The sequence below is a fragment of the Buttiauxella sp. genome (assembly GCF_049686335.1).
Classification (GTDB): domain Bacteria; phylum Pseudomonadota; class Gammaproteobacteria; order Enterobacterales; family Enterobacteriaceae; genus Buttiauxella.
Genome location: NZ_JBAVHX010000004.1, coordinates 714,818 through 731,056, shown reverse-complemented (window position 1 = coordinate 731,056; position 16,239 = coordinate 714,818). Strand labels below are relative to the sequence as shown.

18 protein-coding genes are annotated in these 16,239 nt (G+C 49.5%); 6 read left to right on the top strand and 12 right to left on the bottom strand.

Annotation, left to right across the window (positions count from 1 at the left end; translation table 11 throughout):
- The first annotated feature begins 187 nt into the window (after nucleotides 1-187).
- The gene (gene rmf / locus WBL83_RS03910; protein ID WP_034456319.1) at nucleotides 188-355 is read left to right on the top strand and encodes a ribosome modulation factor; all 168 of its coding nucleotides are present in this window, start codon (nucleotides 188-190) and stop codon (nucleotides 353-355) included.
- Between the two features lie 181 nt (nucleotides 356-536).
- Here the strand turns inward: rmf and fabA are convergent, their stop codons facing one another.
- Together fabA and WBL83_RS03900 are read right to left on the bottom strand one after the other, a co-directional pair.
- On the bottom strand, nucleotides 537-1,055 hold the full coding sequence (gene fabA / locus WBL83_RS03905) for a bifunctional 3-hydroxydecanoyl-ACP dehydratase/trans-2-decenoyl-ACP isomerase (protein ID WP_034456318.1): 519 nt from the start codon (nucleotides 1,053-1,055) through the stop codon (nucleotides 537-539).
- A 68-nt stretch (nucleotides 1,056-1,123) separates the two neighbouring features.
- The gene (locus WBL83_RS03900; RefSeq protein ID WP_424587890.1) at nucleotides 1,124-2,878 is read right to left on the bottom strand and encodes an AAA family ATPase; all 1,755 of its coding nucleotides are present in this window, start codon (nucleotides 2,876-2,878) and stop codon (nucleotides 1,124-1,126) included.
- 175 nt (nucleotides 2,879-3,053) lie between these two features.
- Between WBL83_RS03900 and matP the strand changes: the two genes are divergently transcribed.
- On the top strand, nucleotides 3,054-3,506 hold the full coding sequence (gene matP / locus WBL83_RS03895) for a macrodomain Ter protein MatP (RefSeq protein WP_424587889.1): 453 nt from the start codon (nucleotides 3,054-3,056) through the stop codon (nucleotides 3,504-3,506).
- 97 nt (nucleotides 3,507-3,603) lie between these two features.
- Here the strand turns inward: matP and ompA are convergent, their stop codons facing one another.
- Entirely contained in the window at nucleotides 3,604-4,674 is a 1,071-nt protein-coding gene (gene ompA / locus WBL83_RS03890; protein ID WP_424587888.1) for a porin OmpA, read from the bottom strand.
- A 360-nt stretch (nucleotides 4,675-5,034) separates the two neighbouring features.
- The gene (sulA, locus tag WBL83_RS03885; RefSeq protein ID WP_424587887.1) at nucleotides 5,035-5,544 is read right to left on the bottom strand and encodes an SOS-induced cell division inhibitor SulA; all 510 of its coding nucleotides are present in this window, start codon (nucleotides 5,542-5,544) and stop codon (nucleotides 5,035-5,037) included.
- Between the two features lie 220 nt (nucleotides 5,545-5,764).
- Between sulA and WBL83_RS03880 the strand changes: the two genes are divergently transcribed.
- Complete coding sequence (locus tag WBL83_RS03880) at nucleotides 5,765-6,379, top strand: TfoX/Sxy family DNA transformation protein (RefSeq protein ID WP_424587886.1); 615 nt, start codon at nucleotides 5,765-5,767, stop codon at nucleotides 6,377-6,379.
- On the opposite strand, the gene yccS is transcribed toward WBL83_RS03880, so the two are convergent.
- Together yccS and WBL83_RS03870 are read right to left on the bottom strand one after the other, a co-directional pair.
- A complete protein-coding gene (gene yccS / locus WBL83_RS03875) occupies nucleotides 6,376-8,511 on the bottom strand; it encodes a YccS family putative transporter (protein WP_424587885.1) in 2,136 nt (711 codons plus the stop codon). The two genes, WBL83_RS03880 and yccS, sit on opposite strands and share 4 nt — an antisense overlap.
- 24 nt (nucleotides 8,512-8,535) lie before the next feature.
- Complete coding sequence (locus WBL83_RS03870; RefSeq protein ID WP_424587884.1) at nucleotides 8,536-8,982, bottom strand: YccF domain-containing protein; 447 nt, start codon at nucleotides 8,980-8,982, stop codon at nucleotides 8,536-8,538.
- A gap of 132 nt (nucleotides 8,983-9,114) precedes the next feature.
- On the opposite strand from WBL83_RS03870, the gene helD reads away from it, so the two are divergent.
- Entirely contained in the window at nucleotides 9,115-11,169 is a 2,055-nt protein-coding gene (gene helD / locus WBL83_RS03865) for a DNA helicase IV (RefSeq protein WP_424587883.1), read from the top strand.
- Here helD and mgsA read toward each other — a convergent pair whose 3' ends face one another.
- A complete protein-coding gene (gene mgsA / locus WBL83_RS03860) occupies nucleotides 11,170-11,628 on the bottom strand; it encodes a methylglyoxal synthase (RefSeq protein WP_424587882.1) in 459 nt (152 codons plus the stop codon). It lies immediately after the preceding gene.
- Nucleotides 11,629-11,737: 109 nt separating this feature from the next.
- Complete coding sequence (gene csgI, locus WBL83_RS03855) at nucleotides 11,738-12,403, bottom strand: curli synthesis inhibitor (protein WP_424587881.1); 666 nt, start codon at nucleotides 12,401-12,403, stop codon at nucleotides 11,738-11,740.
- A 185-nt stretch (nucleotides 12,404-12,588) separates the two neighbouring features.
- On the opposite strand from csgI, the gene WBL83_RS03850 reads away from it, so the two are divergent.
- Nucleotides 12,589-13,002: a CoA-binding protein gene (locus WBL83_RS03850; RefSeq protein ID WP_424587880.1), complete on the top strand. Its 414-nt coding sequence runs from the start codon at nucleotides 12,589-12,591 to the stop codon at nucleotides 13,000-13,002.
- Between the two features lie 30 nt (nucleotides 13,003-13,032).
- Here WBL83_RS03850 and hspQ read toward each other — a convergent pair whose 3' ends face one another.
- A complete protein-coding gene (gene hspQ / locus WBL83_RS03845; protein WP_034494367.1) occupies nucleotides 13,033-13,350 on the bottom strand; it encodes a heat shock protein HspQ in 318 nt (105 codons plus the stop codon).
- Nucleotides 13,351-13,410: 60 nt separating this feature from the next.
- Nucleotides 13,411-14,601, bottom strand: a complete 1,191-nt coding sequence (rlmI, locus tag WBL83_RS03840; RefSeq protein ID WP_424587879.1) for a 23S rRNA (cytosine(1962)-C(5))-methyltransferase RlmI — start codon at nucleotides 14,599-14,601, stop codon at nucleotides 13,411-13,413.
- Between the two features lie 90 nt (nucleotides 14,602-14,691).
- On the opposite strand from rlmI, the gene yccX reads away from it, so the two are divergent.
- Entirely contained in the window at nucleotides 14,692-14,973 is a 282-nt protein-coding gene (yccX, locus tag WBL83_RS03835; protein ID WP_424587878.1) for an acylphosphatase, read from the top strand.
- Here yccX and tusE read toward each other — a convergent pair.
- A complete protein-coding gene (tusE, locus tag WBL83_RS03830; protein WP_424587877.1) occupies nucleotides 14,970-15,302 on the bottom strand; it encodes a sulfurtransferase TusE in 333 nt (110 codons plus the stop codon). The genes yccX and tusE overlap by 4 nt on opposite strands.
- A gap of 105 nt (nucleotides 15,303-15,407) precedes the next feature.
- Nucleotides 15,408-16,067, bottom strand: coding sequence for an FtsH protease modulator YccA (gene yccA / locus WBL83_RS03825; protein WP_121813931.1), 660 nt, complete (start codon nucleotides 16,065-16,067; stop codon nucleotides 15,408-15,410).
- Nucleotides 16,068-16,239 lie beyond the last annotated feature (172 nt).

The window sequence follows — 16,239 nt, the reverse complement described above, 5'->3', positions numbered from 1 at the left end:
AATTTGTTATCCCGCCTGTCTCACATTTTTTTGTAAAAAACGACCCCACGTAGCTCGCATTTATGACATTGGCGTGAATATTGCGCATTGACGATATCAGTTTTTACAGGTATTCGTTATATGTGGTTGCACGTTTTGTAGCCACTGTTTTCTTTCCACCAGATTAAAGAAATGAGGGAAACGAGGCATGAAGAGACAAAAACGAGATCGCCTGGAACGGGCTCATCAACGTGGTTATCAAGCAGGTATCGTCGGACGTTCCAAAGAGATGTGTCCTTATCAGACACTGAATCAAAGGTCGTACTGGATGGGAGGCTGGCGAGAAGCCATGGAAGACAGGGCGGTTACCGCGTAATCACTGTCTCTTTAGAAAAGAAACCTCCGCAATGCGGAGGTTTCGCGTTTATGCCCATCATCTTTCAAGCTTCAGGGGTGCTGGCTGCACTCACTTACCCGAATCACTTACCTAAGTAAGCTCATCGGGATAAGCTCCCTTGCCGCCTACCTGCAACTGGAATGCTAGCGGGTATAGAGAGCTAGAAAGCGGTAGTGTCTTTGAACAGACCGACTTTCAGGTCAGTAGCGGTGTAAATAACACGGCCATCAACCAACACTTCACCATCTGCCAGGCCCATGATCAGGCGGCGATTGATGACGCGTTTGAAATGAATACGATAGGTCACTTTTTTCGCGGTTGGCAGAATCTGGCCGGCGAGTTTAACTTCACCCACACCCAGAGCACGACCTTTACCTTCGCCACCGAGCCAGCCGAGGTAGAAACCTACCAGCTGCCACATCGCATCCAGGCCCAGACAGCCAGGCATTACCGGGTCGCCGATAAAGTGGCAGCCAAAGAACCACAGGTCAGGATTAATATCTAATTCTGCTTCAACGTAACCTTTATCGAAGTTACCGCCGTCTTCGGTCATCTTGACCACGCGGTCCATCATCAGCATGGATGGTGCAGGTAACCGTGGGCCTTCAGCGCCAAACAGTTCGCCACGACCAGAGGCAAGAAGATCTTCTTTAGTATAGGATTCGCGTTTATCTACCATGTTTACAGTAAGCCTTTTTATAATGAAGCACGCATGTTAGCTAACACGTGTACGCTCAACAAGTCCGATCAGTTTTGATTGAACCAGTTAAGCCAACGCAGTGGCCATGGATAACGGTGCCGAATATCTTGCGCCGATGCCTGAGCAATTCGCTCCTGTACCGCACGCATGAGCGTATTTTGCCCCTCACCATCCCAGGGCAGATTTGTTAATAATGGTAGCGCATCAGTGACATCGTCGATGGCCCAAATCGTGAATTGTCCTTGCTCCACCGCATCCAGAACATCCTGATGCAGGCACAAGTGGCGAACGTTAGACAGCGGGATTATCACGCCTTGCTTGCCGGTAAATTCACGTTCCTGGCAGATACGGAAGAAACCTTCAATCTTCTCATTCAAGCCGCCAACGGGCTGTACGCGCCCGAATTGATCAACTGAACCCGTCACCGCGATATGCTGATAAATCGGCACATTCGCCAGCGCACTGATTAATGCACACAGTTCAGCCATTGACGCGCTGTCGCCATCAACTTCGCTATAAGACTGTTCAAAAGTCAGTGATGCTGAGAAAGGGATTTGCTGTTCGAGCTGCAATTCAGACATCAAAAATGCCTGCATAATCATCATGCCTTTCGCATGAATATTGCCGCCCAGCTCTGCTTTGCGCTCAACGTCCGTAAATTCACCATCGCCTACATGGACGACGCAACTGATTCGGGAAGGTTCACCGAATGCACGTGGATGGCCAGGAAACTCGATTACCGACAACGCGTTGATTTGGCCGATCATTTCGCCTTCGGTTTCAATCAGGATTTGCTCAAGCAGAATTTCGTCCTGCATGCGCTCAGACAGATAGCCTTCACGCCATTCACGTTGGGTCAGCATTTGGATAAGTTCATCCGCGCTGAAGGTTTCTTCTTCAGTAAAAGCGGCGACCTCACGCAGTTGGCGGCCAATCCACGATGGGCACAGCGGAAGCGTTTCCTGATCACCCGTATAACGTACTGCTTCACGGATAAATGCAGTCCAGGCATCCGTTGCCGGCGCAGGTAGCGCTTTGGATTTCGCGACGGCGTAAATCCACTGGCACCACAACGCCATGTCATCGGCAGAAGTAATTTGCAGGTTTTCTTCAAATTCGCTGTAAATAGCGGAGGTTGCCAGCTCGGGTTCCATTTCCTGGAAATCAGCCAGCGATTCACGTTCACCAACCAGAACCAGTTTCAGGCTCAAGGGTAATGAAGGAATGCTTACAGGCAACGGACGCGTTTCGTCAGGCGAAATCCAGTCAAAGCGACCCTGAATCACCATTTGCTTCAGACGCAGCCACAGCAGCGGTTGTGCCAACACGCTACGCAATGACAGAACCAGAATGCCGCCATTAGCCTGGTGAACCAAACCTGGAGTCAGGGTTATTTCGCCCGCAAACTGACGAACACAGCCAAACAACTGCTCGGCTTCAATCCAGTCAGCCACGACGACTTCCGACTGACCGGCAAAATTATCTTCAGCCGACTCAGCCGGGCGTAATGTGATACGCGCGCCTTCTATCAGATAATGTCCGCCGGTCAATGTGTTTTCCGGGGACCAGCAATCGCGAGCCGCGCTTGCAATAAGATTAAGGTATTCGGCTTCTTCAGCGGCTTTTACCAGCATCAGATCGGCCGAGGCTACCGGTTGGCTGAGCTGCACCAGTCCATAGGTCAGACGGGGTTGCACAGCGGAGAAAGGGGCAGTTTCGGAATCATAAGGCTGTGCGAAAATTTCCTGATAGCTTTCGGTATCAGGTACAAGAGCACGCCATTCAAGTCGATTAGTCGTCAAAGTCGCTATTTATTAATTAGATGTCAAAGGCGCGATTATACAAGAATAGGCAGAGCAGCACACGGATTATGCGGAGCGGCAAGTTTACTTAGCTCACAGCTTTCATTTTTCAGGTAAGCGAAAATAAAAAAAACTGTTATTCTGAAACGAGTTACACGGTCACACTGAGACAACAATGAAATATCAACAGTTGGAAAATCTCGAGAGCGGCTGGAAGTGGAAGTATCTGGTTAAAAAACATCGCGAAGGCGAGCTTATCACGCGTTATATCGAGGCGAGTGCTGCGAAAGAAGCCGTTGATGAACTGCTACGCTTTGAAAATGAGCCTGTGCACGTGTTGAGCTGGATAGAGAAGCATATGAATCCAGTACTCCACAACCGCATGAAGCAAACTATCCGCGCACGTCGTAAACGGCACTTTAACGCCGAACATCAACATACGCGTAAAAAGTCCATCGACCTTGAGTATCTGGTCTGGCAGCGGTTAGCAGGGCTTGCTCATAGACGAGGATGCACGCTTTCAGAAACGATAGTGCAACTCATTGAAGATGCCGAACGTAAAGAGCAATACGCCAATCAGATGTCTTCGCTGAAACAAGACCTTCAGGCCATGCTGGGTAAAAAGTAGAGCGCAGTTGAGTTGTCACTGTGCTTTTTTACTGTGATTTTCCGGAAGATTAAAAACAAAAAACCCCGCCTTGGCGGGGTTTTTTTATAACGGTAACTTATGCCGCAGGCTGAGTTACAACGTCTTTGATACCTTTAACTTCGATCTCTACGCGACGATCTGGAGCCAGGCAATCAATCAGTTTAGCTTTAGGAGCTACGTTATCACAGGTGCTGCCAGTAACTGGGTTAGATTCGCCCATACCGCGTGGGGAGATCTTGTTAGCTGGGATACCTTTAGAGATCAGGTAATCAACAACAGACTGTGCACGTTTGTCAGACAGTTTCTGGTTGTACTGGTCGGAACCGATACGGTCGGTGAAGCCCAGAACTACAACAGAACCATCTTTCGGGTCGAGGTTGCTCAACTGAGTATACAGTTGATCCAGTGCCTGCTGACCTTCTGGTTTCAGAGTTGCTTTGTTGAAGTTGAACAGAACATCAGACTTCAGAGTGAAGTGCTTGGTCTGTACTTCTGGAGCTGGAGCTGGAGCCGGAGCTACAACTGGAGCTGCTTCGTATTGGCCGAAACGGTAAGAAACACCCAGGCTCAGCATGCCGTTGTCTGGACGAGTACCAACGGTATTCGCGTCACCGATGTTGTTAACCCACTGGTAATCCAGGCGGGTTGCGATATCACGGGTGATTGCATATTCCAGACCAACTGCTGCCAGTGGGGAAACGCCAGTGTCGTGTTCGCTGCGGGTAACGCCAGTAGATGCGTAGTTACCTTTAGAGTCTGCACGCCATACCATACCACCCAGACGAGTGTAGATGTCCAGGTCGTCATTGATTGGATAGCTCAGTTTAGCAGCCAGTTGAACGCCTTGCGCTTTGAAAGCACCGTTATCAACGCTGCCTTTATAAGGCATACGACCTAACCAGTCATAACCCATTTCGAAACCAACGTACGGGTTAACCTGGTAACCACCGAACGCACCAGCACCCAGTTGGCTGCTGTGAGTAGGGCCGTTGTTGTTCTGGTAACCGTTACCGTAGAAACCGGTATCGTGGAACTGGGACCAACCCAACTTACCACCTGCATACCAGGTGTTATCTTTCGGTGCGGCCTGCGCTACGGTAGCGAAGCCAGCCAGTGCCACTGCAATCGCGATAGCTGTCTTTTTCATTTTTTGCGCCTCATTATCATCCAAAAAGGCCATGAGCTTTAAAATCGCTCTAAAGCCCAGGGTTAAATCCTTCGCCCGAGTTTATGCTCACTTGTTACTCTACCGATCAATCGGTGTTATGGAAGAGCAACCCTGGCGAGCTAAAGTCTACAACGTAGTTGAAAACTTACAAGTGTGAAGTCCCTCAGGCATATGAAAAAAAACGAGTTGCGTTCACATTTTTTCACAAATTTGCACAAAAAATAGACTCAGCGAAACGGGGGGAAGGCCGCCAGGAGCGGCTTGCAGTGCGGATTCTCGATAATTCACAATGAATTGTCAGCAGAGAAGAAAAAGTTCCAGGATTTCTCTTAAATTTACTTAATGATACAAACTAGAATGAATTTTTAGCCCGCTTCGTGGTCGACAACCTGTTTTCGAGGTACGGGTGGGACGCATAATGAAGCCAATTGCGTTACCCATTTCAGCAGCAGATGACAGTTTATAATGCTCTTCGTCAGTCAATTCTTCCGGTAACCAACCGATCACAACGCTGTAATTTCCTGTCTGCAATGCTTTTACCATAGCATCTACGGTAAAAAGTGGATCTAACTGGCTTACCTGCATCACTTTTGTCAGCGGCAAACCAGCAGATTGTACCCACTTACGACTCAATTTTTGCTGCGGCGTTAGCCACAGCTGCCAACGCGATTGCTGACCAAGCTGTTGCAGAAGAGGCAGCAACACCAACTGCGTAATCCATGGCTGATCTTCGCTGTAGATCACTTCACTGATCAACCCTTTAATGTTGTTACCTGCTGATGACTGAGTCAATGAAGACCCAGAAGTTGGAACAGTGGCAACGTGAGTTAGAACGTTATGTGATTGCATAGTTAATCCCGCCTGATGGGTTACTGTATGAATATACAGTAATACCAGTTCGGACAAAGATCAATCTAAATTTCGGAAAGCATATCGCAATTTCAACATGTAAATCGGCGGAAAGAAAGAATGTGATTGCCGTCGGTCATCAGGTTACATATTTTCGTGTTACGGGATACGGTAACAAATCGTGATGATGCGTTATAGATTGATATTTAAGGACATATTCATGAAAAAGCGGTCTTATGCAAGGATTCATCAATCAAAAGAATGTCTATCTCCATTAGGCGATATCAGCTATCGCTCGCTATTTGGTGGATACAGTTTGACCGTCGAGAATGTGGTGTTTGCCATGGTTTCTGAGGGGGAACTTTATCTGCGAGCGTGCGAACAATCGGAAGTTTACTTCGTTGAAAGAGCGTCAGAGTCGCTGGTTTATCAAAAGCGCGGGCGATCAATCGCGCTCAATTATTATCATGTCGATGAAGCGCTGTGGTCTGATCGAGAAAAACTTTTACAGCTTTCAACCGATGCGTTGTTTAGCGCCCGACGTGAAAAATCACGCCTGAAAGCGCAGCAACGTCTCAAAGATTTACCCAATTTAACCCATAGTCTGGAGATGATGTTGTGGGAGGTGGGGATAGCTGATGTGCGAACCCTTCATGCATATGGCGCGAAACGCACATGGATAAAATTGAGGCATTTGAAGAAAGGGCTGGGTGTCCGCGTGTTGTTGGCTTTAGCTGGCGCGATTAGTGGTGTTCATGAAGCGGCACTCCCGGCGTCAACGCGCCGGGAGTTAGTCGAGTGGGGGCATCTTTACGCGAAACGAAAGTCCCGTTAATCATGTTGCTGCGACACCTGTTGTTGAAGTCGTGATATTTCAGGCAGTAGCGCAACCAGCAGGCCAATTTGTTGCAGCACTAATGGCTCTTTGGTATCTGGTTGCGGCTCAAGCGAAGTGATACGTTCGGAAAGCCCTTGCAGCGCTTTTTGCACTCGCTCTTCATCGGCAGGCAAATGATGAAGGGCATCGTCTACGTAACACACTGCGTCATCAAGTAGCAGCAAGATATCATCGTTGGTGAGTTGTTCGCGGTGCGCACCTAACGCCGAAATATAGCTGTTAAAGGTATGATTGAGGCATAGCAAGCGAAATGCAGTTTCCTGCATCTGCGGTGTAACGCGCGGCTCGGACGACATGTTGGACACGACTGATGCCAGTTCCGCATCCTTGTTATGTGCATCCCGTCGCGCGATTCGGTATTCAACACGGTTATCTCGCCCTTGATGGTATTGCTCAAGAATCGCATCCAGATAACGGCAGTTCGCATTAAATGCACGCTCAACCACCAGCGGCAACCTGCGAAAACGCCAGTCTGGCCAGACGAAACTCACCGCAGCCCAGGCAATGGCACAACCTAACAGTGTATCGAAGATACGCGGCACGGCGACTTCAAACCCTTCACCGAGTAAGTTAAAGCACAGCAGTACCAGTAAGGTGATAAACATCGTGGCGTGCGCGTACTGCACATTGCGAAAAGAAAAGAACAGCACGCCAGTAATCACGATTAATACCAGTTGGCCTTCTATTGACGGCACGAAGAACAGCACCGGCAGCCCGACAGCCACACCGACTAACGTACCGATGATACGCAATGCTAAACGGCGGCGCGTGGCGCTGTAGTTTGGCTGGCAGACAAACAGGCTTGTCAGCAGGATCCAGTAACCATGTTTTAGCCCGGTAAACTGAATGAAAGCGTAGCCGACACACAGCACCAGCGACATTCGTACCGCGTGGCGAAATAACGCAGATTCCGGAGTTAAATTGCGTTTCAAACGCTGCCAGACATCGCCAAAACCAGTGATACGATCATCAGCCAGACGGTTTTCGATATCGCTTTGCGGGGCGGCAAGCGCTTGCTCGGATTCAATGGTCGCCAGTTGCGCATCAATGGCGCGTAAATTACTCACCAGGAAGCCAAGCGCTTTAAATTCGCCCGCCAGATATTGGTCGGCTTTCAGCCTTTCGACCGCGGCATCAAGGTGGATAAAAGCACGTTCAAAACGTGGATCGTGTTGATACTTCTCACGCAACAAAATTGAACGTGAAAGTTGTAAACAGGCCTGCGACTGCATGGTCAGAAGGCGCTGAAAGCGGAACATAATATCGCTGTAGCGGAATTTATCCCGTAGCGCCTGATACTGAATATGCGAGGAGCTGGCGCGTTCGTGAATATCCTGCGCGACAAAATAATAATGCAAAGTCCGACGAGTGCCCCGCTGTCCACGATCGCCGCGTAAACGTGTTAATAATGAGCCTTTCGTCTGATTCAGCGTCGTGACCAGTTGGCTGTTAGCCATTGCAAGTTCAAGCATTGGCGCCTGACTTTCTTCTTCGATGTCAGGGTCAAATAGCGTTGCTTTGACTTCGAGATAACGCGCGAGGCTTTCATAACATCTCGCCAGGTTATCCTGAAGCGGGCGAATCGGGAAGACCAGATGCCCGGCGAGCGTCAGTACGTTGTACCAGATTGCCCCCGCCAGCAGCAGGATCGGTTGTTGATACCAGTGCTCATATAAAGTGATCCCGAGCATGGTATAAATCGCGATAAGCAGAGCTCCAAAGGCAATGGTGGCGTAACGCTGACCTAATCCGCCGAGCAGAATGAATCCGCTGGTGGAAATCATTAGCCCGATGCCAAAAAATACTGGCCATGGGAACAAGAGTTCAACCGATGCTGACGCAATAAAAAAGCTGATTAAGGTAATCAGGAGATTACGCAAACGTCCGGTCAGCCGGTCATCCAGATCTGCCAGTGCCGCGGCAACAACACCCAGTGTTAATGGGATAGTCAGCTTTACCTCACCCAGCCACCAGGGCAGGGCAGCCGTACCCGTAAGCGCGATGAAAATGCGCAAGTTATACAGCCACGTGCTGTTCCAGGTATAGCGGCGCAGAATTGGACTAAGCATTAATACTCACTATTCTTGTCTGAATTACTGGAAACGACGGCGGGCATTTGCTTCACGTGCAGCCTGCGCAGTTTCAACAGAAACCACACGGCGGCCAACTGGCCAAAGCGCGATAGCCGCTATTTTGAAGTTAGCAATCCCAACAGGAATGCCAATAATAGTGATGCATTGGGCAATACCGGTGCAGATATGCAGCACACAGAGCCACCAGCCGAAAAACACCAGCCAGACAATATTCAGCAACGTCCCACCGGTATTCATGATGGCACTTTTGCTCTGCGGGCTGAGTTCATCAACATGAACGGCTTCGTTGCCGTACGGCACGAAGGAAAGTTTGGTAATCTCCCAGCAGGATCGAGTCAGCGGCAGGGTGAAAATAAAAATGATACTGACAAGCGTGGCCAGCAACCAGGAGAGAGTGGTCAAAAAGCCACCCAGTACAAAGTTCAAAATATTAAGGACTGTACGCATACTCACTCTTCGTTGGTTTAAAGTTCTATAAATGAATAACCACAACAATTGTAACGCGTTTTTACCCTGGAGCGTCATTCCTTCGGCGGGTAAACTTAACCACAACCTCTATTTTGGATCAGGCAAAGCGTAATGGAACTGAAAGCGACCTCCCTAGGCAAACATTTAGCACAACATCCCTACAATCGTGTGAGATTGCTGACTGCAGGTGTTGAGGTAAAGGGTGATCGTCATGAATACCTTATTCCATTCAATCAGTTAATTGCCATTAATTGCAAGCGTGGTCTGGTATGGGGTGAACTGGAATTTGTTCTGCCGGACGATAAAGTCGTGCGTCTGCACGGTACAGAATGGAGTGAAACGCAGCGCTTTTATCATCATCTCGACGAGCTTTGGCAGAGCTGGAGTGCTGAGATGAGTGAAGTCGCGGCACAGGTTTTACACCAGCAGTACGCTGAAATTACACGCCGAATCCAGCAGGAGAAATGGTTTAAACGCAGCGATATGCAGGCATTACAAAAGAATGTCCGCGCTGCATTTACCGGGTTGCCCCTTCCTCAGGCGCGACTCGAAGCGTTCGATAATTGCCGCGACGTCTGGTTACAGTGCAAGGCCTGGCTTGAGCAAGGCGATCAACGCCGCCATCAACGTAATACCGCTTTCACTAATCACATGCTTGAAAAGTATGCTGACTTCTTCGAGAAAATAGAAAGCTCTCCATTGAACCCTTCTCAAGCTCGCGCGGTGGTGAATGGTGAAGACTCGTTGTTAGTGCTGGCAGGAGCGGGGAGCGGCAAGACTTCGGTTCTGGTTGCCCGTGCGGGTTGGTTACTGCAACGCGGCGAGGCCAGCGAAGAGCAAATTTTATTGCTGGCGTTTGGTCGCAAAGCCGCGCAAGAAATGGACCAGCGCATTGCTGAACGTCTGCATACTGATGCGATTTCTGCTCGCACATTCCATTCTTTGGCGCTGCACATCATCCAGCAAGGGAGCAAAAAAGTTCCGCGCGTGAGCGATCTGGAGTCAGATACCCAGGCACGCCATCAACTGCTGATTGAGAGCTGGCAGCAGCAATGCCATGAGAAAAAAGCACAGGCAAAAGGGTGGCGCGAATGGCTGAGCGACGAGTTGCAGTGGGAAGTCCCCGAAGGGGAATACTGGAAGGATGAACGTTTAGCCAAACGCCTGGCCAGCCGCTTAGACCGTTGGCTGGGATTAATGCGTATGCATGGAGGTTCTCAGGCAGAAATGATTGCCTCAGCCCCAGATGAGATCCGTGATGTGTTCACAAAACGCGTCAAACTGATGGCGCCATTATTAAAAACCTGGAAAACAGCGCTGAAAGCCGAAGAAGCCGTCGATTTTTCAGGTTTGATTCATCAGGCCGTCAACGTACTGGAAAAAGGGCGCTTTATCAGCCCGTGGAAACATATTCTGGTGGATGAGTTTCAGGACATCTCGCCGCAGCGTGCAGCGTTGCTGGCAGCATTGAGAAAACAAAACTCCCAGACTTCGCTGTATGCCGTTGGGGATGACTGGCAGGCGATTTATCGTTTCAGCGGTGCGGAAATGTCGTTGACGACCGCCTTTGCTCACCACTTTGGCGATGCAGATCAGTGCGCGCTGGATACCACCTACCGTTTCAACGATCGCATCGGTGAAATCGCAAATCGATTCGTGCAGCTGAACCCGCATCAACTGGCTAAGCCGCTGAATAGCCTGTCCAAAGGTGATAAAAAATCGGTCACGTTATTGGCTGATGACCAGATTGAAGCGTTGTTCGATAAGATGAGCGGCTATGTGCAGCCACAACAGCGCATTCTGGTGCTGGCGCGTTACCACCATTTACGCCCGGCAATTTTGGAAAAGGCAGCGACGCGCTGGCCTAAACTCACGATTGAGTTCATGACTATCCATGCCAGCAAAGGGCAACAGGCTGACTATGTGGTGATCCTGGGGCTACAACAGGGGAAAGATGGATTCCCGGCGGCGGCGCGTGAATCTGTTATGGAAGAGGCATTACTGCCACAGCCGGAAGATTATCCGGATGCTGAAGAGCGGCGATTGTTGTATGTGGCGATAACGCGGGCCCGTCATCGTGTCTGGCTGTTATTCAACAAAAAAGAACCATCCAGTTTTGTCGATATCCTGAAACAACTTGGCGTGCCCGCTGCAAATCGACCGTAATTATTTCAGTCGCTCTGCCAGATAACGCGCGTAATCGGGGATCAAAATTTCCACTGACTGATTAAAGCCCGGCGATTGAATAATAAAATCGGCGGTAGATAAGTTGGTCGCTACAGGAATGTTCCATACCGTCGCCAGACGCAGTAACGCCTTAACATCTGGGTCGTGTGGAACAGCATTCAACGGATCCCAGAAGAAAATCAGCACATCAATCTTCCCTTCAGAAATCAAAGCACCCACTTGCTGATCGCCGCCCATTGGGCCACTTAGCATGGCATTGACATCCAGACCGCTGCCGCGCTGGATGAGATTCCCGGTAGTGCCGGTCGCGTACAACACGTGCTGAGCCAGAACAGACTTGTGGCGCTCAACCCATTTCAATAACGCATCTTTGCAGTGATCGTGCGCAACCAGCGCAATATGCTTCTTTTCCGCCAGGGTGCGGGAGGTTAATTCCATTGGTTAATCCTGATTGATTAAGATTGAACGATTAATAATGCCTACAGCTTACTGGAAGCCACTGATGCTGCAAGAGAAGGGTGTGAAAAATGCGGGAATGGAAAGGCAATTATTGCGCGGGGTTGTCCTTCACCCATTGTAAGAAACGCTCGCGAGTCGTTTTGTCTGCTTGTAAGAACCAGTACTTGAGTCGTTGCTCGGTCATCGTTTCGGACTGAGGAGGTGGCGCATCAAGTTCGGAATCGCGGGACAGCAATGTACTGTCATCAGCCATCATGGTGGCAAAACCTTTTACTGACGCGACCTTACCCGATTTGTTGTAAACCTGGGTGTCCTGCTCGTAATCAATGCCTTGTGGCAGCACTTTTACCGGCAAAATATCCACTTTCACCGGAATGACTGCGGCGTTACCGTCCAGTAATTGAAGATGCGGTGCGAGGTCAAATTCCTCGCTCTCTTTATCGTTTTCGATGCGGGGTAGATTAAAATTTACCTGGCTGACTTCCTTAGTATCGAAACTGACGATTAAAGGCGGCGAAATATAAAGACGCTGTTCGCGTGTGCTGTTGCGAATATTTTTCTCAATGCGAAACACCATTTGATGCGGGCCGTTATCGAGTTCGAGGCTATCAGCCCCTCTTAATAAAGAACTGGAAACTTTTTTCCCATCAAGCACCAGCAAATCGATATCCGTGGACAGACGTAACGTTGTCGCCCACGATTCAGACGGCAAAAGAAGGCTCCAACATATCGCGATAAAGAACACCGTTCTCATCAATTTCTCCTGCCGGGGTAAATGGGGCTATCCCTTACTGAATGTATCAAAATTTTTCACAAGGACAGTTTATTAACATATAGACATATTTCGCAAAATTGCTCTACTACCTCTGTATGGGAAAGATGGTGAGTCAGTAATGGATGACATACACTTTTGATTACGAAGTCCCAGCGGAGAGTGTGATGAAACAGGCAGATATCGAAACTATTTTAAAAAGCACCCGAACAATCGCACTGGTGGGAGCCAGTGATAAACCTGATCGCCCAAGCTATCGGGTGATGGCGTATTTGCTGGATCAAGGATATGAAGTGATTCCGGTGTCACCAAAAGTGGCCGGCAAGACCCTGTTAGGGCAACAAGGCTATGGGTCGCTTGCTGAAATTCCACAAAAAGTGGATATGGTCGACGTGTTTCGTAATTCAGAAGCTGCGTGGGAAGTGGCGCGAGAAGCCATCGCCATCGGTGCAAAAACATTGTGGATGCAGCTAGGTGTGATTAATGAACAGGCTGCGGTGTTGGCACAGGATGCAGGGTTAAACGTGGTGATGGATAAATGCCCGGCGATTGAAATCCCCCGCCTGGGTCTGGCGAAATAATTAAAAAACCCCGCGATTGCGGGGTTTTTGCTAATTACGTAGGCGAGGTGCCTGAAGTTGCTGCCGTATCGAAGCCGCCAATTCATCCATCGACGGTTGTTCGGGATGCTCGTCTTGTGACTCCCCACTTAACTGGGCTTCAGCAAGATAGGTATGCACCGCCTGGCCATCATCATCTTCCATCACTACATGATACCAGGGGGCACTACGGAGGACATCGTTGTCGGCCAAATCATCTTCTGCGGGTTCATCCAGAGAGTATTCCGGGTCGATATCGACCACTACCCCCAAATAGCCCAGCAAAGAATGTCGTACTTGCTGGCCAATGCCGAATTTGCTGGCAATCATAGTCACCTCCTGAGAAACATTACCTGCAATTAATGTGCGGGCAACATTCCATTTTTCAAGTTACATGATGCGACAGGCAAACCCTTTCAGATACAGCCCTTCCGGATAGGTAGCGATGACTGGATGATCGGCTGCCTGACGGAATTGCTCTATAAATTGTACATCACGCCCAGCATCTACGGCGGCATCGGCGATGATTTTCTGGAATAAATCTGTCGTCATTAATCCTGAACAGGAGAACGTCATCAGGATCCCGCCTGGGTTCAATAACTGGATTGCCAGCATATTGATATCTTTATAACCACGGCAGGCGCCCATCAGCTGGTTCTTATTCTCAACAAACTTCGGTGGGTCCATCACGATAACGTCGAATTTTTCACCCTGGTCGCGGTATTTGCGCAGCAGTTTGAACACGTCATCACGCAGGAATTCCGCTTTGCTCAAATCGAGTTTGTTCAGCTCAACGTTTTTCTTCGCTACATCTAAAGCGTCCTGAGACGTATCCACGCTGACAACCTGGCTACAGCCGCCCATCAGTGCAGAAACCGCAAAACCACCGGTGTAAGAGAAGCAGTTCAACACACGCTTATCTTTCACATACTGGCGCGTGGCAAAACGGCTGTCGCGCTGGTCAAGGTAATAACCGGTTTTGTGGCCACCTTTAATATCTACCAACAACTTCATGCCATGCTCTTCGATTGGTAGCAGGTCAGGTGGCAGTTCGCCACTCACTGGGCCTTGCGTTAATTCCATCCCTTCTTTCTTACGCACCGCGACATCTGAACGGTCATAAATAGCGCAATCTGGATAGAGATTTTGCAGTGCCGCGACCAAAGCAGGGCGTTGGTATTCCGCACCAGCAGAAAGTAATTGCAGCACCAGGAAGTTACCGAAGCGATCGATTGTCACACCTGGCAGACCATCAGATTCGCCCGCAATCAGACGGTAGCTGTCCAGTCCATCACGAGCGGCCAGCCATTCACGCCACTGCTGGGCTTGCTGCAGACGGCGGGTGAAGAATGCGATATCGATGCTTTCATTGGCGTCGAACGTCCAGACGCGTGCACGGATTTGCGAGGAAGGAGAATAAGCGGCACGTGCCAACCATTTGCCCTGGCTATCGACAACATCAATTGTTTCGCCGGAATTGGCTTTGCCTTCCATGCGTGCGACAGCACCAGAAAACACCCACGGATGACGGCGCAATAACGATTTTTCGCGCCCTTTGGTTAACACTAAACGTACACTCATAATTTGCTATGCTTTCTTGCTAAGAATTTGGCGTCATTTTCCGGTTAACACCGGGAAAATGCAACGTAAGAACCCGAAACGGAGGAAGTTATGACCACAGTATGCACACTTGCCTGGGTCCACGGCCTGGTTCAGGGGGTAGGTTTTCGCTACAGCACACAACGTGAGGCGCTAAAACTGGGTTTAACCGGTTACGCCCGTAACATGGATGATGGCAGCGTTGAGGTATTAGCCTGCGGTGAAGCACCGCAGGTCGAAAAACTTGTCGCGTGGCTAAAAGCAGGGGGGCCGCGCAGTGCCCGGGTTGATAAAGTGCTGACTGAGCCTCACCAACCCGACCGTCAATGGACAGATTTTGGTATTCGCTACTAAATACACTTCACCGGCTTTGGCAGACCGGCAATTTTTGTTGCCTGCCTGGCCGGCCCTTTAGGGAATAAACGGTATAAGTAACGGCTATTGCCTTTTTCTTCGCCAAATTTGTTGGCCATCGCTTTGACCAGCATACGAATCGCCGGAGAGGTATTAAATTCCAGGTAAAACTCGCGTACGAAGCGCACCACTTCCCAGTGTTCAACTGCAAGCGTGATACCTTCTTTTGCTGCAATTGATTCTGCCAGCGGTTCACTCCACTCCTGGCTATTTTTCAGATAACCATCGGCATCGGTTTCTATTTCTCGGCCTTCAAACATCAACGTCATTATTCTTTGCTCCAGAAAAACTGGCCGCAGTGTAGCAAATTTTGCCGCGTCAGAATAAACAAAGCCCCGCATTAGCGAGGCTTTAGAATGGAGAGTGGTAAGCGATTAATCGCGGCTTGCGAAGCCCAGAATGCTCAACAAGCTGATGAAGATATTGTACAGAGAAACGTACAAGCTCACCGTTGCGCGAATATAGTTCGTTTCGCCACCGCGGATGATGTTGCTGGTCTCAAACAAAATGGCGCCGGAAGAGATCAGGATAAACACCGCGCTTATCGCCAGGTGCAGGGCAGGCAGTTGCAGGAAGATGTTAGCAACCATACCAACCAGCACAACGACAACACCCGCCATCAGCATACCGCCGAGGAAGGACATGTCTTTACGCGTCGTCAGCACATACGCAGAGCAACTAAAGAACACCAGCGCCGTGCCGCCTAACGCCATGCCAATCACATCTCCCATACCGGCAGAGATGTAGGAGTTCAGCATTGGTCCAAGGATATAACCCAGGAAGCCAGTAAAGGCGAACGCTGCAAGAATACCGGTTGGCTTATCTGCCAGGCGGTAGGTTAAAAACATCAGGCCATACATGCCGACCAGGGTCAAAATCAGACCCGGAGATGGCAGCATCAACACCGTGCTGGCGGTTGCGGTTATCGCAGAAAACGCCAGTGTAAGGCTGAGCAGAAAATAAGTATTACGCAGTACCTTGTGGGTACTCAGCAGTGACGAACGGTCACGCGAGGAAGTAATAATGCGATCCATTCAGAAACTCTCTCTTATAGCAGGTGGTTATAGTGACCGAGAATAATGGCCTCCTTTATTGCAAGGAAGCCCTTTTACCCATCTTTACCTTGTCCAGAATTCAATAACAGACAAGACATGCGTCATAAATTTCACTTATATGTGGCTGGAAATTATTGCTTAAATTAATACG